21 protein-coding genes are annotated in these 19875 nt (G+C 50.7%); 18 read left to right on the plus strand and 3 right to left on the minus strand.

What is annotated here, in order from left to right:
• The first annotated feature begins 1 nt into the window (after nucleotide 1).
• Nucleotides 2-1036: a stage V sporulation protein AD gene (gene spoVAD / locus MHI45_RS27505; protein WP_076110511.1), complete on the plus strand. Its 1035-nt coding sequence runs from the start codon at nucleotides 2-4 to the stop codon at nucleotides 1034-1036.
• On the plus strand, nucleotides 1033-1389 hold the full coding sequence (gene spoVAE / locus MHI45_RS27510; RefSeq protein ID WP_038587876.1) for a stage V sporulation protein AE: 357 nt from the start codon (nucleotides 1033-1035) through the stop codon (nucleotides 1387-1389). The genes spoVAD and spoVAE overlap by 4 nt, the downstream gene beginning before the upstream one ends.
• A gap of 60 nt (nucleotides 1390-1449) precedes the next feature.
• Here spoVAE and MHI45_RS27515 read toward each other — a convergent pair whose 3' ends face one another.
• A complete protein-coding gene (locus MHI45_RS27515) occupies nucleotides 1450-2391 on the minus strand; it encodes a hypothetical protein (protein ID WP_341119742.1) in 942 nt (313 codons plus the stop codon).
• Nucleotides 2392-2607: 216 nt separating this feature from the next.
• On the opposite strand from MHI45_RS27515, the gene MHI45_RS27520 reads away from it, so the two are divergent.
• From MHI45_RS27520 to MHI45_RS27575, 12 genes are all read left to right on the plus strand, one after another.
• A complete protein-coding gene (locus MHI45_RS27520) occupies nucleotides 2608-3564 on the plus strand; it encodes an AAA family ATPase (protein ID WP_076110513.1) in 957 nt (318 codons plus the stop codon).
• A 2-nt stretch (nucleotides 3565-3566) separates the two neighbouring features.
• Nucleotides 3567-4814 carry a DUF58 domain-containing protein gene (locus tag MHI45_RS27525; RefSeq protein WP_341119846.1) on the plus strand — a complete coding sequence of 416 codons (1248 nt, stop codon included), beginning with the start codon at nucleotides 3567-3569 and terminating at the stop codon, nucleotides 4812-4814.
• The gene (locus MHI45_RS27530; protein WP_341119743.1) at nucleotides 4811-7045 is read left to right on the plus strand and encodes a DUF4129 domain-containing transglutaminase family protein; all 2235 of its coding nucleotides are present in this window, start codon (nucleotides 4811-4813) and stop codon (nucleotides 7043-7045) included. Before MHI45_RS27525 ends, MHI45_RS27530 begins: the two co-directional genes overlap by 4 nt.
• 86 nt (nucleotides 7046-7131) lie before the next feature.
• Nucleotides 7132-7659 (plus strand): YqeG family HAD IIIA-type phosphatase, encoded by a 528-nt coding sequence (locus tag MHI45_RS27535; protein WP_076110516.1) that lies wholly within the window; start codon nucleotides 7132-7134, stop codon nucleotides 7657-7659.
• Nucleotides 7656-8783, plus strand: coding sequence for a ribosome biogenesis GTPase YqeH (yqeH, locus tag MHI45_RS27540; protein WP_038587889.1), 1128 nt, complete (start codon nucleotides 7656-7658; stop codon nucleotides 8781-8783). The genes MHI45_RS27535 and yqeH overlap by 4 nt, the downstream gene beginning before the upstream one ends.
• Nucleotides 8784-8803: 20 nt before the next feature.
• Nucleotides 8804-9694 (plus strand): shikimate dehydrogenase, encoded by an 891-nt coding sequence (gene aroE, locus MHI45_RS27545; RefSeq protein WP_341119744.1) that lies wholly within the window; start codon nucleotides 8804-8806, stop codon nucleotides 9692-9694.
• Nucleotides 9695-9731: 37 nt separating this feature from the next.
• Nucleotides 9732-10025 (plus strand): ribosome assembly RNA-binding protein YhbY, encoded by a 294-nt coding sequence (yhbY, locus tag MHI45_RS27550; protein ID WP_038587894.1) that lies wholly within the window; start codon nucleotides 9732-9734, stop codon nucleotides 10023-10025.
• 75 nt (nucleotides 10026-10100) lie between these two features.
• The gene (locus MHI45_RS27555) at nucleotides 10101-10703 is read left to right on the plus strand and encodes a nicotinate-nucleotide adenylyltransferase (RefSeq protein WP_076110519.1); all 603 of its coding nucleotides are present in this window, start codon (nucleotides 10101-10103) and stop codon (nucleotides 10701-10703) included.
• Nucleotides 10675-11250, plus strand: a complete 576-nt coding sequence (gene yqeK, locus MHI45_RS27560) for a bis(5'-nucleosyl)-tetraphosphatase (symmetrical) YqeK (RefSeq protein ID WP_076110520.1) — start codon at nucleotides 10675-10677, stop codon at nucleotides 11248-11250. The genes MHI45_RS27555 and yqeK overlap by 29 nt, the downstream gene beginning before the upstream one ends.
• Complete coding sequence (gene rsfS / locus MHI45_RS27565; RefSeq protein WP_038587902.1) at nucleotides 11250-11597, plus strand: ribosome silencing factor; 348 nt, start codon at nucleotides 11250-11252, stop codon at nucleotides 11595-11597. The genes yqeK and rsfS overlap by 1 nt, the downstream gene beginning before the upstream one ends.
• Nucleotides 11594-12526, plus strand: a complete 933-nt coding sequence (locus tag MHI45_RS27570; protein WP_076110521.1) for a CvfB family protein — start codon at nucleotides 11594-11596, stop codon at nucleotides 12524-12526. The genes rsfS and MHI45_RS27570 overlap by 4 nt, the downstream gene beginning before the upstream one ends.
• Nucleotides 12527-12577: 51 nt before the next feature.
• The gene (locus MHI45_RS27575; RefSeq protein WP_038587906.1) at nucleotides 12578-13348 is read left to right on the plus strand and encodes a class I SAM-dependent DNA methyltransferase; all 771 of its coding nucleotides are present in this window, start codon (nucleotides 12578-12580) and stop codon (nucleotides 13346-13348) included.
• Between the two features lie 115 nt (nucleotides 13349-13463).
• Here the strand turns inward: MHI45_RS27575 and MHI45_RS27580 are convergent, their stop codons facing one another.
• Nucleotides 13464-13622: a hypothetical protein gene (locus tag MHI45_RS27580; protein WP_038587909.1), complete on the minus strand. Its 159-nt coding sequence runs from the start codon at nucleotides 13620-13622 to the stop codon at nucleotides 13464-13466.
• A gap of 143 nt (nucleotides 13623-13765) precedes the next feature.
• Nucleotides 13766-14722 (minus strand): ArsR/SmtB family transcription factor, encoded by a 957-nt coding sequence (locus MHI45_RS27585; protein WP_076110523.1) that lies wholly within the window; start codon nucleotides 14720-14722, stop codon nucleotides 13766-13768.
• Nucleotides 14723-15081: 359 nt separating this feature from the next.
• Between MHI45_RS27585 and arfA the strand changes: the two genes are divergently transcribed.
• From arfA to MHI45_RS27605, 4 genes are all read left to right on the plus strand, one after another.
• On the plus strand, nucleotides 15082-16599 hold the full coding sequence (arfA, locus tag MHI45_RS27590) for an arabinosylfuranosidase ArfA (RefSeq protein WP_445667513.1): 1518 nt from the start codon (nucleotides 15082-15084) through the stop codon (nucleotides 16597-16599).
• 92 nt (nucleotides 16600-16691) lie between these two features.
• The gene (locus MHI45_RS27595; RefSeq protein ID WP_076110525.1) at nucleotides 16692-17939 is read left to right on the plus strand and encodes an extracellular solute-binding protein; all 1248 of its coding nucleotides are present in this window, start codon (nucleotides 16692-16694) and stop codon (nucleotides 17937-17939) included.
• A gap of 82 nt (nucleotides 17940-18021) precedes the next feature.
• Nucleotides 18022-18900, plus strand: a complete 879-nt coding sequence (locus MHI45_RS27600) for a carbohydrate ABC transporter permease (RefSeq protein WP_038587920.1) — start codon at nucleotides 18022-18024, stop codon at nucleotides 18898-18900.
• A 78-nt stretch (nucleotides 18901-18978) separates the two neighbouring features.
• A complete protein-coding gene (locus tag MHI45_RS27605; protein WP_144024305.1) occupies nucleotides 18979-19869 on the plus strand; it encodes a carbohydrate ABC transporter permease in 891 nt (296 codons plus the stop codon).
• The last annotated feature ends 6 nt before the right edge of the window (nucleotides 19870-19875 follow it).

A 19875-nucleotide genomic window follows, 5' to 3' on the forward strand; every position in this document is an offset into this window, starting at 1 on the left:
TATGAAGCAGCTTGGCAGCCAGACCTGGCAATTCACAACCCGTCCTGTCATTCTCGGTTCTTCCGCAGTAGTAGGGCCGGAAGAAGGGGAAGGCCCTTTGGTTTCCGATTTTGATTTTATCTATGACTCGCTCAAAATGGGCGAACAGACATGGGAGAAGGCAGAACGAGCCCTTTTCGAGAAATCGTCCAAGCTGGCGCTGATGCATGCGGGACTCGAGCAGGAGAAGCTGGAGTTTTTCGTCGGCGGGGATTTAATGAATCAGATTATCAGCAGCTCGTTTGCGGCGAGAAAGCTTGGTGTGCCTTATCTTGGCGTCTTTGGCGCATGTTCCACTTCCATGGAGAGTCTCGCCATCGCTTCGATGATTGTGGATTCCGGCGGGGGCAAATACGCGCTCGCGGGAACCTCCAGCCATAACTGTACCGTGGAGAAGCAATTCCGCTATCCAGTTGAATACGGCTCCCAAAAGCCGCCGACTGCCCAGTATACCGTAACCGGTTCGGGCTGTGCCATTGTCGGCCGCAATGACGGCACCGCTGCAGGCCCCTATGTTGTGTCGGCAACCCTTGGACGCATTATGGATATGGGGCTGACGGACCCTTTTAATATGGGCACAGCCATGGCTCCGGCCGCCGCGGATACGATAACTGCACATTTCCGCGATACGGGCTTGTCCCCCGGCCATTACGATTTAATTGTAACCGGCGATCTGGCTTCCGTCGGCCTGCCCATTGCCAAAGATCTCCTGGCCAAAGAAGGCATTCCCATGGAGCAGACGACATTTGATGACTGCGGGCTGCTCATTTATAATCTCGACAAGCAGAAATATGTCATCGCCGGAGGGAGCGGCTGCGGCTGCTCGGCTGTGGTCACCTATGGACATATTCTCAAACGGATGAAAAAAGGCGAGCTGAAGCGGGTGCTGATCGTGGCAACCGGAGCGCTGCTTTCACCGCTGTCATACCAGCAGGGAGAAAGCATACCGTGCGTGGCACATGCTGTAGCTCTGGAGAGCGGAGGTGAAGGAGCATGATTTATGTATGGGCATTTTTGATTGGAGGCGCCATCTGTGTCATCGGGCAGCTCATGTTCGATGTACTGAAGCTGACACCCGCTCACACGATGAGCACACTTGTCGTTGCCGGAGCGATCGCTGACGCGTTTGGACTGTATGACCCGCTGGTGAAATTTGCCGGGGCAGGGGCTAGCGTTCCGATTACCAGCTTCGGCAACTCGCTGGTGCACGGAGCGCTTACGGAACTGGAACGGGACGGCTGGGTCGGCGTGGTGACGGGGATTTTCGACGTGACCAGTGCGGGGATTTCGTCAGCCATTGTATTCTCGTTTCTGGCAGCCCTGCTTGTACGGCCTAAGGGAACGCATTGATCAGCTGAAAACTATAGGTTTCATTTCCGGCCGCCACTTTGGCGGTCTTTTTTGTTTTGTCTACATAACCTTCCTTAATTCCTGCGTGCTCTGCTCAAGAAGTTTCTCCGCCGCAGCGGAAATTAGTGAGTACTCCTGATCAAGCCATTGCTTTATGCCGGGCTCGTAATCCTTCTTGAAGATTAGCGCCGATAAATTCCTGATGATGTGATAGGAAGCATACGGATGGGGCAGCTTGGGGGCATTTTTGGCCTGAAGCAAAAATTTGGTGAGCACGGAATGATCGCTGTAATAGATAAGCTCAACTAATTTAGCCCGGTATTCCAAATCCATGGACTCAAGCCCGGGAAATTGGTTGAAGTCATAAAAATGCTGTGCTTCGTGCTTCAGGTAAGAAATTCGAAACTCTGCGCCTTCGATATCTTCATAACGTTTGGCATTGCAATACAGGCTTTCCTTCACAGCCCAGCCCCCGACGCTTCTCTGTTCACACGTAGCGAAACTGATCCAGCTTTCCAGAATAAAGTCCTTCATCATATGTACGGTTACGGGCTGGCTGATGGAGGGGAGCTCCACAGTGAAATTTAACGTCTCCATCTTTCGCCATATATAAGGTCCTCTGTACGGAGGGGTGACTCCGCCCCAAAAATAATAGCCCTTTTGTGCAAATACTTCCTTCAGATGATCTTCAATGCAATCAAGGGCGGCGGGCTGCTCAATCTCAATCAAATTGCGGAGTGCCTCCATGAGCTTAACCTCAGCATCATCCGCTGCATCGGGACGGGTCAGCACCATGCGGAAGTAGGCGTGGTAGGCCGAAATTACCCGTCTAACCCAAGGATCTTCTTCCTTGAGTGTTACCTCGTCATGCTTGTTGAAAAATCTGTTGATATACAATGCCTCAATCTTTTCGATTTGCTCGGTTTTGGGCTGGATTGAACGCAAATACGCCATTGCCGGGTTAATGTCTCCTTGAAGACATAGGGCATAAAACTTGTCCATGGATGACCCTCTTTTCGCCTGCCAGAATAGAAAAACGGATTCGGTTTATAATCATTTCTATAGGAACAATAATTTTCCTTCTATATAATAGAGAGATTTCCTTGTCCATTGTTTGGTGTATCTTTAATTTCACGGGCTGCAATAATGTACTTTGGGACCCATAATCATGTAAAATATAAGTATTACGCTTATTCTGACATAGGAGGTTTACTATATATGCCCGTACGTCAAGAATCAATTCACATCATGAAGGCTGTTCGCCATAATTTGGAATCCTGTATACTCGGCAAAACATTTGAAATAGAGCTGCTGCTTACGGCGCTGCTGGCCGGTGGGCATGTCCTGATCGAGGATGTTCCGGGAACGGGCAAAACCCAGCTCATTCGGGCGCTCTCCAGATCAATGTCCGGGGAGTACCGCCGGATTCAGTGCAATCCCGATATTCTCCCTAGTGATATAACGGGGGTATCGGTCTATCATCCGCGCGATGAGATGTTCCATTTCCGTCCCGGTCCCGTGATGACTAATATTCTGCTCGCCGACGAGATCAACCGTGCGACAACCAAGACGCAATCTGCGCTTCTAGAAGTGATGGAAGAAAGGAATGTAACCGTCGACGGAGAGACCTATCCGCTGCCGCATCCGTTTATGCTCTGTGCGACCCAGAACCCGATTGATTTCGAAGGCACCTACACGCTGCCTGAAGCACAGCTTGACCGTTTCATGCTGCGTATCAGCCTTGGCTATCCCGATGCGGTTACCGAGAAGAATCTTCTGATGAGCCATCAGGAGGGACAACCGGTGGACAGGCTTAGCCCGGTAACAGGCATGGAACAAATTGCGGCTATCCAGGAAGAAATCCGCGAGATTTATATCAGCGATCCTGTCCTGAACTATTTGCTGGATGTTGTCCGCCAGACCAGAGAGCATCCGCTAGTCCTGCTTGGTGCCAGCCCCCGTGCTTCGCTTTCATTCATGATGGCCTGCAAAGCCTATGCTTTCCTGCAGGAGCGCGATTATGTTCTTCCGGATGATGTGAAGATTCTTGCCCCGTATGCGCTGGGACACCGTATTCTGCTGCGTCCGGAATCGCGGCTGGACAATATCAGTGTTGATTCCTTGCTTCAGAAGCTGCTGCAGAGCATACATGTGCCTGTGACGATGAGGCAATAATGATGAAAAGCTATTTGTCCGGAGCGGCAGCTGTCATTCAGCCGGGGAAATTCGCCGGCATCCTTGCGATCTGGGGCATCACGCTGCTCTATGTACTGTTTCAAGGCGGCAAAACATCATTCATGCTGTTTATAATGGTATCTGTACTAATGATATATCTGTTGATTGGAGGCTTAGGCGGAGTACGGCGGGCCAAAGGCACGCGCAGCCTGTATTCCGAATTGGATAAGCCTGATCTGCTCTATGCGGGCGGCTTTCTGCGGGTGAAGCTGGACGTTACAATTCCAGGCTTTTTGCCTCTGCCGTATGTGGTGGTGAGAGAAATTCTGAAGCGCCATAACGGCGAATCCTGGGTATTTGAGGAGAGCATGGTTCCCAGCCTGAGAGGGCAGGGGGAACTGCTGTTTCAGACGCCGGTACTGGAGCGCGGCCGCTATACGTTCGAAGGAACGGATATCCTGAGTGAGGATATCTTTGGCCTGGTGGAGCATAAGGGCACCTTTATGGCCGAAGGGCAATTCCGCGTGCTGCCCCGTGCGGTATTCGTGCCGCGCTGGCAGCTTTATGAGCGGAAGTCACGGCTGGCGGGGCAGCAAGCCTCGCTGCTCCATTCCCGGAGAGAGACAACGCAGATCAACGGGGTCCGCGATTACGTCTATGGCGACCGGTTGACGCGAATCCACTGGAATGCCACCGCCAAGACAGGCAACTGGAAATCCAAGGAGTTTGAGCATGAATCCGTACCCAAGACCATGATTGTGCTGGACGGCAGCGCCATGGTATATGCCGGCTCGAACCAGTTTGAGCTGGCGGTGTCCATTGCCGCCTCCCTGCTCGGCTTTGGGATCCGCGACCGGATCGGCATCGGTTTATGCTGTCTGGACAAGAACACCAAGATATTCATGCCTGCTGAGGGCGCTGCGGAGCGGCAGAAGATGATCCAATATTTGATTGATATTAATGCCGAAGGCCGGGGGCCGCTGGTTCCCAGGCTGGAAAAAGGACACCGTATGTTTCCCAAAGGCTCCTATCTGGTATTGATCAGTCCGCAGAGCGGACAGCCTGTACTGGATGTCATGCGCTGGGCAGAGAGCCGGGGAATGACGCCTTCCCATATTCATGTGCGCAATCCTGCAGCGGGCAACCGCGGCGGAGAATGGATGAATGTGCTGAAATCCCGCGGGGCAACCGGCTATAGCGTAAGTTCGCTTCAGGAGCTGCCCTCAGTGCTCGGAGGTGATAAAGTATGATGAGACGCTGGTGGAGCGGGATGAAGTCCTCATGGCATTACTCCTTCAGTCTGCTATGGCTGATGGTTATCGCCCTGCAATGGCTCACTTATACAGAGCCCTTCTGGCTGAAGGCGACCACTGCCGCCGTACTGCTGACCTTGGCTGCGGCGGGGGTTGTTGAAATTCTTTTACCTGTTAAACGGGGATATCGGCTAATTCTTGAAGTTTGCGCCATGCTATATTTCGTGTACAGGGTAATTCTGCGCTATGAACTCTATGTTCCTGATCCATTGCTGCCTTCACTGCGCGACCGTCTGCCTGACATCGCCATAAATATGGTTCCATATCTATGGTTTGCTGCGGGTGCGCTGGCCTTGCTGCTCCTGTCATCGTGGTGGGTCTCCTCCAAGGCGAGGATTCTGCTGTTTATCACCACGAATATTGTAGCCTTTGCGGCACTGGATTCCTTCACTTCGGCCATACTCTGGCAGGAGGTCGCCTGGACGGTGTTCGCGGGGATGGGCTGGCTTGTTACCCAGCATTTGAGAAGCTTTCAATTGCATTATCCCCGCGGCTGGACTTATCTGCTGAAATATCCTTTCAAGATCTTCATTAATATCGCCATCATTTTCTCGTTTGTCATTATTACAGGTGTGAACATGCCCGAGGTGCGGCCGACGCTGACAGATCCTTATACTGCCTGGCATAAATGGAACGGCAGCGGATTATCGGCAAGCTCCGGCACATCGGGAACAACAAACGCCGGAACCAGTGATGCTTCTGCAGGAAGGACTACTTCGGGTTATAGTATGAACGACGATAATCTGGGCGGGGGCTTTAACTATGATTATTCGCCAGTCATGACGGTGACCTCGGATATACGTTCCTACATGCGGGGGGAAACCCGCAGCGTATATTCCGGAAAAGGATGGAGTGATGACGACCGGCTTACACGCGGTCCGCTGTCCGGGGCAGCAGTAGGCAAAGAGCTGGACAGGGAACCCGGCTCCAAGGTGGAGACGCAGACCCTGAAGCAGACGGTAAAGCTGCTTGGGAACATTGATTATCCGGTATTGTTCGGAGCCTATTCCATTGCGAAGGTCGATTCCATAGACGGCAAGGAACAGAGCAGCCGCTTATTATGGAGAAGCGCAGACAGCGAAATGCTGTGGGATACGGATGGGAACAGCGGAAACTATCCCCAGACTTACGTGCTTACTTCGGAGGTCCCTGTCGTATCCGTGCAGGAGCTGAGCAAACAGACCTTCGAGCAGCTGTACGCCGGCCAGAATAATACGCAATACCTGCAACTGCCCGACAATTTTCCAGAGCGGGTCACAGAGCTGGCAGAGACAATTACCGCAAGCGCGAAGACCCCTTATGACAAAATTGCGCTGCTCCAGCAATATCTGCAGCAAACCTATCCATACTCGAATCAGCCGGATCTGTCTCGCGGCAAAAGCAAGGATTTCGTGGAGAGTTTCCTGTTCGAGATTATGGAAGGCTACTGCGACTACTATTCCACCGCACTCGTGACCATGGCGCGTTCGCTGGATATTCCGGCACGCTGGGTCAAGGGGTATGCACCCGGCGAACAGGCACAGCTGCCGGACAGTCTGGCCCAGCAGGGATTATCCAATAATAATTATACGATTACGAATGCTGATGCCCATTCCTGGGCGGAAATTTATTTCGGTGAATACGGCTGGATTCCGGTGGAAGCGACCCCGGGCTTTAATGTGCCTCTTCTGACACAGAACGAAGAGCCTGAGAGTAAGGAAGATACACAGCCGGAAGAGGATAAACCTGAGCCTGAGCAAGCCGTGGCAGATCCCGGCAAAACCGGTGGAAGCCTTCATGTGGGCGTCTGGGCCGTATCGGCCGCTGCAGCAGTGCTGCTGCTGTGGGGAGGTTATCTGCTCTGGCATTACCGCTTCAGTCTCCGGTTCCTGCTTGGGCGGCTGCGCAACGGCAAACCATTGTCTCCGGTGCAGAAAGTTGTGGCTGAAACCGAGCGGTGGGTAAAGTATGCCCGCAGAAAGGGCATGCTTAAAGAAGAGCACGAAACGCTTCGTGAATCGGTGGCCCGCTGGAGCCGTGAACGTCCGGCGGCTGCAGAAAGTCTGGCGTCGCTGCTGCAAATGTTCGAGAAGGCGAAGTACAGCCCGGATGTTATAGAAGACAAAGATTGGCGCAGCGTGTATACTGAAGCTTTGCGGCTGCACGGTCTCCTGAAATCAGATAAATAAACGCGGCAGTCCTACATCGTCGCAGATTCATTTGCGAAGCGCAAAGAGTATGATATAGTTTTTCGTATGAAATCGAGGTGAACGTATTGTTTGAAAGGTTGGTTCCAAAACTCCGGGTGAATACGGTATTTGATATTGGGCTGGAAGAACTATACAGCCGGGGATACCGCGGTATCATTACGGATCTGGATAACACGCTAGTCGGCGCCAAAGCGCCTCTGGCCACTCCGGAGCTGCTGTTATGGTTCGAGAAGGTGAAAGAGCTGGGCTTCAAGCTTATCATTGTGTCGAACAATAACATGGACCGGGTGTCACGCTTTGCAACGCCGCTTAATATTGAATTTGTACATCAGGCCCGCAAGCCGATCAATACGCCTTTCGTGAAGGCGATGAAGCTGATGGATCTGAAGCCGGAACAGACGATCGTAGTTGGCGATCAGATGCTTACGGATGTACTCGGCGGCAACCGGCTAGGCCTGTATACGGTACTGGTGCTGCCTATCTCTGTGAAGGATGAAGGCATTGGAACAAGAATTAACCGCCGGGTCGAGCAGATTGCCCTGACACGGCTTCGCAAGCAAGGATTGTGGCATGAGGAGGATAAACCCCAATGAATCAACAGAATGAAACACAGCGCCCTGTAAAATGCAGCGGCTGCGGCATTAAGCTGCAGACCGAAAAGAAGGATCTCCCGGGTTATATTCCGGAGGTTGCATTTGAACGGGAACCGGTTATCTGCCAGCGCTGTTTCCGCATCAAAAACTATAATGAAGCTTCTTCGGTATCCGTCGACCAGGATGAATTTCTTCACCTGCTCAGCGGAGTGGGCGAGAAGAACGCGCTTGTTGTCCATATTGTCGATCTCTTCGATTTCGAAGGCAGCCTGATTTCCGGCCTGCAGCGTTTTGTCGGCAATAATCCGGTTATTCTTGCAGTGAACAAATGTGATTTGCTGCCCAAGGTAACGAACTGGAACAAGCTGCGCAACTGGATGCAGCAGCGTTGCAAGGAGCATGGACTGCGGACCGCGGAGATTATACTCTGCAGCGCGAAGCGCAATCAAGGGTTCGAACGTCTGCTGGAAGCGGTGAATGAGCTTCGCGGACAGCGTGATGTCTATGTCGTAGGGGCAACCAACGTAGGTAAGTCTACGCTGATTAACCGGCTTATTTCCGATTACAGCGATCTCGAGCAGGAACTGACGACCTCGCGTTATCCGGGAACGACTCTGGATACGGTCAAAATCCCGCTGGATGATGGCCACTATATCATTGATACTCCGGGGATTGTATATCCTTGGCGGTACAGTGAACTGGTGGAGCGCAAGGACCTCGGTGCCGTTATGCCGGAGAATCCGCTCAAACCTGCGGTATATCAGCTGAATGAAGGCCAGACGCTGTTCTTCGGCGGTCTGGGGCGTTTTGATTTCATTCAGGGTGCCCGGCAATCCTTCACCTGCTTCATCAGCACTACGCTCAAGATTCACCGTACAAAGCTGGAACGTGCGGATTCCCTGTATCAGGATCACCGCGGTGTGATGCTGGCTCCACCGGTAACTGCCGATATGGACAAGCTGCCGCAGTGGCAGCGTCATGAATTCCGGATCAGCCGGGGCAGCCAGACCGATCTGTTCATCTCCGGCTTGGGCTGGATCAAGGTGAACGGAACCGAAGGTGCCGTTGTGGCAGTTCACGTTCCGCGCGGCGTGAAGGTGGTTACCCGCCCTTCGCTGATCTGACGAAGGGAGGGGCAATGCCTGTGACAAGTGAAAACGGAAATGACAGAAATACGGATCTGCTGCTGGGGGTAATGGGTGATCCGATTGCCCAGTCCAAATCCCCGATCATGCACGGGGCTGCGCTGAAAGCGCTGGGTATACAAGGGGCATATGTCCCGCTGCATATTACCGGAGATCAGCTTGGCGATGCGGTGCAGGCCATCAAGACCCTCGGCTTTCGCGGAGTCAACGTAACCATACCGCATAAGGTTGCGGTGATGGAGTATCTGGACAAGCTGGATGAAAGTGCGGTTGCTGTCGGTGCAGTGAATACGATTGTCAATGACAACGGGGTACTCACCGGATTCAATACGGACGGCATCGGTTATGTCCGTTCGCTGAAGGCGGAAGCGGTCCCTGATCTGTCCGGAACCCGTATTCTGGTAATCGGTGCCGGGGGCGCGGCGAGAGGAATTGTCAGCGCTTTGCTGGCCGAGAAGCCATATTCGGTTAAGATTGCTAACCGTACTGCTGGAAAGGCCGGGGAACTGGCGGCACTATTCCAGAGCAGGGGCAAGGTTGCCGGAGTGGGCATGGATGAAATCGCTAAAGCGGCTAAGGATGCGGATATTGTAATCAATACCACATCTGTCGGAATGTTTCCCCATCCGGATGACCTGCCGATGGATCCCGGACTGCTGCGTGAAGGAATGGTCGTAAGCGATCTTATCTACAATCCGCTGCGCACCCGGCTGTTGCTCGAGGGCTTGAAGCGGGGCTGCACAATTCACGGGGGGCTGGGAATGTTCGTATATCAGGGCGCCTATGCGCTGGAGTATTGGACAGGGCAGGCTGCACCCGTGGATATTATGCGGCAGACGATTATCGACTGCCTCGGCGGCAGTGCCAGTGAAATGGATCCGCAAGTTTAGGGTAATAATATATGTTAATTAAGGGGTTTGTTCATTTATGTTAACTGGAAAACAAAAACGCTATCTCCGCTCTTTGGCTCATCATCTTGACGCTGTCTTTCAGGTCGGCAAAGGCGGTGTGAACGACCACCTGGTCCGTCACATTGAAGAAGCTATTGAAAAACGCGAGCTGATGAAGATCAGCGTGCTTAACAATAATGCGGATGACCCGAAGGAAATCGGTGCAGCTCTGGCTGAGCAGTCCGGTTCCGAGCTGGTGCAGGTTATCGGCAAAACCATCGTTCTTTACAAAGAGTCACGAGACAACAAAACGATTGAGCTTCCACGCTAGGAAAGCTGCGCCTTGCGGCTGCCTTGCAGTCACATGGAGTCATTACGCAGGAAGATAAGAGGAGGTAGGCCTCTCTTGAAAATTGGAATAATGGGAGGAACCTTTGATCCTCTTCACATAGGACATATGATGGCGGCGGAAGCTGCGAGGGATACCTATTTGCTGGAAGAGGTCTGGTTTATGCCTTCGCATATCCCGCCCCACAAGCATGAAGCCGGAGCTTCGGGTACAGACCGGCTGGCAATGGTGCAGTGTGCGGTCGAGGACAATGAGTCTTTCCGCACGCTGGATTGGGAAGTCCTCAGAGGCGGCGTTTCCTATACATTGGAGACCGTGCGCGGCCTGCAGCAGGAATACCCGGACCATGAGTTTTATTTCATCATTGGTGCGGATATGGTGCAATATTTGCCGAAATGGCAGGGGATTGAAGAACTCGTGCAGCGTCTGACCTTTATCGGTGTGGGCCGTCCGGGCACACCGCTGGATCTGGCAGCGCTGCCCGGCTATATCGCCGACAAGGTGCTGCTGGCGGACATGCCGCTGGTGGATATTTCGTCCACGATGCTCCGGGCGCGCTCCGCTGAAGGAAAATCAATCCGCTATATGGTACCGGACAAGGTTTTCGATTATGTGCAAAGGAGTGGATTGTATGGCCTACAGCCGGGAAGCGCTGATTGAAGCGGTCTCTTCGCAGATGCCTGATAAGCGCTGGCAGCATACCCTTGGCGTAATGGAGTCATCAGTGAAGCTGGCTGAGCGTTATGGTGCCGATCCTGCCCGTGCGGAGACAGCGGCGATTCTGCATGATGTGGCCAAATATTGGCCTGTGGAGAGAATGAAGGAAATTATTGAGCAGAATGGTCTGCCCTCCGAGCTGTTATCCTACGATAAGCAGCTGTGGCATGCGGAAGTGGGGGCATTTGTAGCGGAACGGGATTATGAAATTACAGATGCAGAAGTGCTGGGAGCCATACGTTATCATACTTCGGGCCGTGAAGGCATGAGCCTGCTGGAGAAGATTGTCTGCCTGGCTGATTATATCGAGCCCGGACGGGATTTTCCCGGTGTGGACGAAATCCGCAGGCTTTCCAAAGTAAGTCTGGAGGAAGGGCTGATAGCCGGATTTGATTCGACGATCAGCCTGCTGCTGCAGAAACGCCGGATTGTGTTTCCGTTAACGGTGCTGGCGCGTAATGATTTAGTAAGAATACTGGAGGATAAATAATGAGTGTACAATCAAGCAAGCTGCTGGAACTGACTTTAAAAGCTGTGGAAGATAAAAAAGCGATGAATGTTGTCGCGCTGGATCTGCGCAATGTTTCCCCAATCAGTGATTATTTCGTGATCTGTCACGGTAATTCCGATACCCAGGTGCAAGCGATTGCCACCGAAGTACGCAAGGTTGTTCATGAAGCAGGCGGTATGATTCGCGGAATCGAAGGCATGGATGCGGCGCGCTGGGTGCTGATGGATCTTGGCGATGTCGTTGTGCATGTGTTCCACCGCGATGAACGCGAATATTACAACATTGAGCGCCTGTGGTCTGACGCCAAGATTGTGGAGAACGTATGAGTCTGATTGCCGGAACTGTAGTTAAACTGGATGTACTCCGGGAAGTATCGCCTTACGGCTACTTCCTGGGTGCCGGTGATCAGGATGTTATGCTGCATTATACGGAGCTTGTTGGCAGCAAGCCCAAGCCGGGCGATAAAGTGGAAGTATTTATCTTCTTCGATACGGAAGACCGGCTCGCGGCAACAATGAAAAAGCCTTTTCTCACACTTGGTGAAATGGCATTGCTGGAAGTCGCGGATATTCATCCCCGTCTCGGCTGCTTTCTGGAAATGGGACTTGGACGCCAGCTCCTGCTGCCGATCCGCGAGCTTCCTGAACTGATCGAGCTGCGCCCGCAGGTTGGTGACAAAGTATTTGTCATGATGGAGCACGATAAGCAGGGGCGTCTCCGCGCCAAGCTGGCCGGTGAACAGGAGCTTGCTCCGCTGGCGCTTCCTGCGCCAACCTCATGGATGGGGCAAATGGTGACCGCAAGAGCGTACAAGCCACTGCAAATGGGCACCTTCGTGCTTGTGGACGGCGGAGTGCTGGGCTTCGGCATTATCGGAATGGTTCATTCCTCGGAACGCAGCCGTCTGCTGCGTCTGGGCGAGCAGTTTGAAGCCCGGGTCTCACATATCCGCGAGGATGGCCGGGTCAACCTTTCCATGACCCACCGCAAGGAAGTGGGACGTGATGTGGATTCCGCTGCCTTGCTGGAATTTCTGAATTCCCGACCGGGCGGTGCCATGCCGTATTCGGATGCCACGCCTCCGGATATTATCAAGCAGCGCTTCGGCATCAGCAAGTCGGCCTTCAAACGGGCGATGGGCAAGCTGATGAAGGAGGGCCTCATTACCCAGAAGGAGAATTGGACCTACCTTGCAGGCAAGGAAGACACAGCTCCGGATGAGAATCAGGGTGACGAAGGAACAACGGAGAATTAAGCGGTTATGACAGTATTTGATTACAGGCATTTATAGAAAGCGGTGTGCGCAGTGTCTTCCTATGGGAAATTTGCATATGTATACGACGAGCTTATGGCCGATATGCCATATCCGGATTGGCTGGAGTTTGCGGAAACCGCCTGGAAGCTGCACGGAAAGCCGCTCACCGTGGCCGAACTCGGCTGCGGAACCGGCAGCATTACCATTCCGCTTGCCGCATCAGGGTATCATATGACGGGCATTGATCTCTCTTCCGACATGCTGTCTGTGGCGCAGAAGAAGCTGGAGGAGCATCCGCAGGGCCGCAGGTTCTTGCGGGAGGGCAGTGTGCGCTGGGTAAGGCAGAATATGAAGGAATGGGAGCTGCCGGAACCGGTGGATTCCGTTATTTCTTTCTGTGATTGCCTTAACTATGTGCTGGAAGAGCAGGACGTTCAGGCAGTTTTCGCCAGTACCTTTGCCGGTCTTAAGCCGGGAGGAACCTTTCTGTTTGACGTGCATCATCCCAATACATTGATCCGTTACGAGGAAGAGCAGCCCTTTTTCATGAATGAGCCCTCCATATCGTATATTTGGACCAGTGAGCTGGATGTGCCGCGGCGGGAAATTGAGCATCATCTGTCTATCTTTGTTCGTGAAGAGGAACGGGGTGATCTGTACCGCCGTTTTGAGGAGACTCATGTTCAGCGGGCTTATGATCCGGAGTGGATGACAGCGGAACTGCTGAAAGCCGGGTTCAGTGATGTGAAGACCTATGCCGACTTCGAATGGGTAGAGGCGGATGACAGTGCCCAGCGGCTGTTTTATGTAGCAGTGAAATAAACCATATGCTTATGTGGGTCCTTGCCCGGAGGGTGAGGGCCTTTTTGCGTATAATCCGATTGTTCCGATAAGGAACCGGCCCGTACATGGGCAAGGGCCGGCATCTTCCAACCTTTTACCGGTGCTCAAACAAATCGATTGCGCCTAAGACAATATGCGCCAGACCAAAGCCAAGCACGCCGGTTGCGGCCAGCTTGTATTTGCTTCCCAGAAAAGCTGCGCCGGAAGCGGAAACTACGGTACCAAGAACGGCAGGGATCAGACCTTCACGCATATAAAACACTCCTTCTCGGTGGTATGGGAGACATCGGTTAGTGTGGGTTAAGCCGACGACAATTATACAGGCAGGAAATGCTTCACATAGACATGAAAAAAGACCATCTTCTGGGCTAGCCGCCTGGGATGGTCCTTGTGTGATTACTCGCTTATTGTCATCGAAACACAGCTGCCAACTTCTTCAACCTCATGTACATTATAAAGCACGCGGGCCATCAGATCCTGGCTGTAATTGCCGAAATGCTTGCCGTAAATGGTCAGTCCGCGTTTGTTGACCGGCTTGTCGGTAACGGCAATGCGGAAGGTCAGCTCGCTTTTGTAGTCCAGCTTAATATCATCAAGGGTAATGTCCGAAATGCGGCAGCCGTCGATAAAGCTTCCTTCATTGTTGATCCGGATCAGTTTGAGCATCCCGTATTGATTCAGGTGAGGTGGCCACCAGTCTGGATTAAAGGTACCGCGTTGATCCCCGAAGTCTCCGGGGCTGGTCCAGTAACCGATTTCGATGCCGTTTACATAAAAGTAGAGGTCTGAAGGATAGTTATCGCTGAAGCCGGGAGCCTCTGAGCCAATTTCCATGGAGAATTGAATTTCACGGAAGGTCTGATTGGCCTTAAGATAGTTCGGAATGCGGTATTCCAGGAATCCTTCAGCCATCCAGATAATCTCCGAATCAATCCGCTGGGGATCTGCGAAATAGCGAGGCTCGTCGAAGTCACCGATAATGCTGTCCTTGGTGGCCAGCCCGCAGGTAGGAACAGCCTGATAGTTGCTGTAATGGCCAACCTGAATCTCAACTTCATAAAGGTTGTCGACATCCTTACTGCGGAGATCAACCATCAGCTTATCTTTATTAAGGTAACATACTTTCTGAATGCCATGTTTGCCTACAGAAGTATTAATTTCGATCAGGCCGCTCTCTTCCAGCTTCTTGATATGCATCGTGATGGCGCCATTGCTGAGATTCAGCTTCTTGGCAATTTCATTCAGGTTGAGTGCCTGATTGGTGGCAAGCAGCTCAAGGATTTGGATTCGAATCTCGGAGCTCAGTGCTTTGAAAATATCAATGCCACTCATTAAATCTTTAATATAAATCATTGTACAATACCTTCCTCCGCGGACGTCATGAAAGACTATTTTATAAAATTATAAACTAATTGAGGTAAAAAGGAAAGACTTCTTCCTTTATTTGTGTAATACAATTAAATTTAAGTCATTTTTTAAGATAATAAGTCCTTTGATTCATATAACTATAAAGGTACTGTCGTGAAATAAGATGAAAAAGAGCTATTATTTTCTGAAAACAGCCTTAAATTCATTTTGTTTTGAATACATATAAAAAGGTTTATACTTTTATATTTACATGAAGGCTTATATATGTTATTTTATATCTGTAAGCGAATACATTCAAATGTTTTTTAATTAGTTAATAAAAATGTGAAATGGAAGTGATGAGATTGTCGGCAGACACACTAAGAGCGACGCTTATCGCCGATAAGTCCTTTGTTATCGCTGAAGTGGATAAACGGATTTACGGCTCCTTTATTGAACATTTGGGCCGTGCAGTATATGGCGGAATTTATGAGCCTGGTCATCCCAGCTCCAATTCTCTTGGCTTCAGAGGTGATGTGAAATCACTGGTCCAGGAACTGGGTGTGCCGATTATCCGTTATCCCGGAGGGAATTTTGTATCCGGATACAATTGGGAAGATGGCGTAGGTCCGGTAGAACAGCGTCCGAAGCGGCTGGAGCTGGCCTGGAGAACTATCGAACCTAATGAGGTAGGGACGAATGAATTCATGAGCTGGGCCAAGGAAGTAGGCTCAGAGGTGATGATGGCTGTCAATTTGGGTACAAGAGGTATTGATGCCGCACGTAACTTGCTGGAGTACTGCAATCATCCCGGCGGAACTTACTGGAGTGATTTGCGCCGCAATCATGGTGTGGAGCAGCCGCATAAGATCAGAACCTGGTGCCTCGGCAATGAAATGGATGGACCCTGGCAGATCGGCCAGAAGACAGCTGCCGAATATGGCAGACTGGCTTATGAAACGGGCAAGGCGATGCGCCTGGTAGATCCGGACATTGAGCTGGTTTCCTGTGGAAGTTCAAGCTCAGCGATGCCGACTTTCCCTGAATGGGAAGCGGTAACTCTGGAACATACTTATGATGTCGCCGACTATGTTTCCCTTCATCAATATTATGGAAACCGGGACAACGATTCTGCCAATTTCCTGGCACGCAGCATGGACCTGGAGCATTTCATCCGCACCGTAACGGCCACCTGCGATTACATCAAAGCCAAGAAGCGCAGCAAGAAAACGATGTATCTCAGTTTTGACGAATGGAATGTCTGGTACCACTCCAATGAGTCGGATACGAAGATTGAGCCTTGGACAGTAGGTCCGCCTCAGCTTGAGGATCATTATAATTTTGAAGATGCCCTGCTGATCGGCAGTATGCTCATTACCTTCCTCAGACATGCGGACCGTGTGAAGATGGCTTGTCTGGCACAGCTTGTAAACGTAATTGCCCCCATTATGACAGAAGCGGGTGGAGCAGCCTGGAAGCAGACAATCTTCTATCCATACCTGCATACCTCCAAATATGGACGAGGCGTTTCGCTTCAGCCGATTGTCAATTCGCCGAAATATGACGCTCAGGATTATACCGATGTTCCTTATCTCGACAGTGCCCTTGTGTATAATGAGGAAGCCGATGAGCTAACGATCTTCGCCATTAACCGGCATTTGGAAGAAGCACTGCATTTAAAATGCGATGTGCGCGGGTTTGAGGGCTACCGGTTAATCGAGCATATTGAGCTCCATCACGAGGATCTGAAAGCGGTTAATACAGCCAAGGAAGAACATGTGAAACCAAGACAAGCAACCGGAACCGAATGCAAGGACGGTTTTGTAGAGACTCTGCTGTCCAAGGCCTCATGGAATGTGATTCGTTTAGGCAAGGTGAACTGATTTTGGGTTCCCTGGCAGGCAACATGCTGAGTTCATTGTTTGCAAAAACATTTTTGTAGATGATTTACTAATTTAATTATTAGGAGGAGAAAGTGTTGAAGAAAAAGTGGGGTTTTTCGGCATTAGCACTTGTTCTATCATTATCGACGGTATTGGCAGGCTGCGGGAAGGATGATTCAAAGACAATAACCTTCTGGACGCCGCTGACCGGTGATGACGGTGCCTATATGGACCAGCTTGTTAAAGATTACAATGCTACCAATCCAGAGATAAAGGTGAAGCATGTAATTACCGCGGATATGTATACCAAAATTTCGACGGTTCTGAACTCCGGCAAAGGCGTGCCTGACTTGGCCATTATCCACGCTGACCGTGTACCGGGTTATGTGAAGCAAGGAACACTGGAGCCAATGACTGCAGTAACAACAGCTCAGCCTGAAATTAAACAAGACAATTACCTGCCGCAAGCGTGGTCAACAGGTACAATAGATGGAACTCAATATACAGTGCCTCTCGATATTCACAGTAATGTTATGTACTACAATAAAGATTTGCTTAAGAAATATGGCGCGGAATCCTTCCTCGACGACAATGTGGTGACGATAGATGAAATGCTGTCGCTGAAAGGGAAATTGGCTGAAGGCGACTTTGTTGTCAACGATGCCCTGCTGGGCTGGGTTATCCTCGGGCAAGTTCAGAACCTTGGCGGAGATATCCAGGAGAATGGAAAACCTGCGGTAAACACACCGGTGATGAAACAAGCTTTTGAAAATGTTAAAAAGATCAACGATGCCGGTCTGATGACACCGTTTGGTGAAGACGGATACCTGATGTTCCAATCGGGCAATGTATTGTTCTCCACAGACGGCACATGGAGCTCCACAGCGCATGCCGGAGTTGAAGGCCTCAATTTCGGAGTAACCAACGTATATTCCAACACGGCTGACAAGTTCACGAACAGATCCTCTTCGCACTTGTTCTCCATGTTCAAGAATAAAGACAGATCTGAAGAAAAGGTAGCCGGAATCGGAAATTTCCTGGAGTTCATCCGTCAGAATTCCATTGAATGGGCCAAAGCGGGACAGACCGTAGCAAGTAAAAAAGTTATTGAGAGCCCTGAGTATAAGGATTACATGCAGTCCTTCTTTACTTCGAATGAGAAAGAGATTGAATCCCTCTACATCTACACTTATGAATACTACCCATATATTGCAGAAGCAGTGGATACGTATTGCGGAGATATCGTCCGCGGCAATGTAGATATTGATGAAACTCTTCAGACAATGCAGAAATTTGTAGAAGATAAAATCGCTGAGGGCACAAGCGGAGCAGCGAAGTAGTAAAAGGAAGCGGAAATGATTGCATGAAGCAATGTGCCGGATTACGGCACATTGCTTTATGCCAAAGGAGAAAAGAATGCCTATGAAAAAGAAACTTAATTTGGCGCCTGTTTTCTTTGTAGGTCCACATGTCATCTTATTTGCTGTATTTATTTTACTGCCCACGATCTACGGGATTTACGCTTCCTTTACCAAATGGAATCTGATGAATGATCCGGTCTGGGTAGGTTTAGACAACTACAAGACCATTTTGTTTGACAACAGTTCCACCTTTCATACCCAATTCAACAACGGGCTTAAGAACACATTGATTTTTGTGCTGCTCAGTGTTCCGCTGTTGATTGTGATTCCGCTGCTTGTTGCCGTTGCACTGGAACATAAGAAAGTCAAAGGGAAAAGCCTGATCCAGTCCATCATCTACATTCCGGGCCTTATTTCCATATCTGCAGGCGCGCTGATTTGGCTGCTGCTCTTTAACAAGCAGCTCGGAATGGCGGGGAATGTGTTTGGCTCAGACGTATCCTGGCCGGCAAATCAGCCATATGCGTGGATTATCATTATTATCATTACAGTCTGGGGCGGCGTCGGGGGCAATATGATTATTTACCGTGCCTCCATAAGCGGTGTGGCACAGGATCTGTATGAATCGGCGGAAATAGACGGGGCAGGACCCGTCCGCAGATTCACGAGTATTACTTTGCCTTCCATTCGTTTTCCGCTCATCTATACCTTTGTCATGACTACTGCCGGAGCCTTTAACGTATTCGGGCAGCCGCTCATGATGACCGACGGCGGACCACGGCAGAGCACGCATGTACTCATGATGTATATTCGTCAACTGGCGTTCGGCAACGGGGAATCCATTGCGGGAATGGCATCGGCGATGGCGGTGTTGCTGGGACTTATAATCCTGGTCATCTCGGCTCTGCAATATTATGTGATGAACCGGAATGCAGCTTAACACTCGATAAGACAATGGACCAGCAATGGAAATTGAAAAGGCAGGTGTACCCGTATGTCAAACCAAGCGGCACAACAAATGGATAATAGTCCGCTTCTTAATGGACAAAACGCAGGGAAAAGAAAAGGCTCCGGCATCAGTATCTCTAAATATCTTTCCTATCTCTTCTTAATTATTCTCTGCATTATTTGGATCGTTCCTGTCATCTTCGGAATCACAACCTCCTTCCGGTCGCAAACCGAGGTGGTCAGCTCCGGGTTCAGAATGTTCCCGAAAGAGTGGATTTTTGACAACTATATTGCGATTTTGGAAAACACCTCTACCGCACCAATCTTGCGCTGGCTGATGAACTCACTGCTTATTGCCACAATGCATACTCTTTTGGTGGTTGTGGTAATCTCCATTACCGGTTACGGCTATTCGCGGATGAAATTTAAAGGCAGAGACACGCTCTTTTTCACCCTGCTCGGTATTTCGTTCTTCCCGGGTGTCGTGAATCTGATTCCTTCCTACAAAATTATTGATGCTCTGGGCTGGGTTAATACCTCCTGGGCAATGGTAATCCCCGGACTCGCGGGTATGGGGAATATCTTTTTGGTCAGACAGTTTATGAACGGCATTCCGAAGGAACTCGACGAATCGGCCCATGTCGATGGTGCGAGCCATTACAGAATTTACATGTCGATTATCGTGCCGCTGATCAAGCCGGTATTGATCGTGTGTGCCCTGTTCTCGTTCACCGGATCCTGGAATGACTTCCTGTGGCCGGTAATCGTATTCACGGATGTTGACAAAATGCCGGTTACTGCCGGGTTGTTGTTGCTGCAAGATATTTATGGAAATTACCGGATGATCGGACAGCTCATGGGTTCGGCGATTCTCGCTATTATTCCTACGCTGCTGCTGTTCGTGTTCGCGCAGAAATACTTTGTACAATCGATTAATTTGAATTCAGGGATAAAGGGCTAAATAAAA

The organism is Paenibacillus sp. FSL H3-0321, from assembly GCF_038002865.1.
In the GTDB taxonomy this organism is placed as follows: domain Bacteria; phylum Bacillota; class Bacilli; order Paenibacillales; family Paenibacillaceae; genus Paenibacillus_AQ.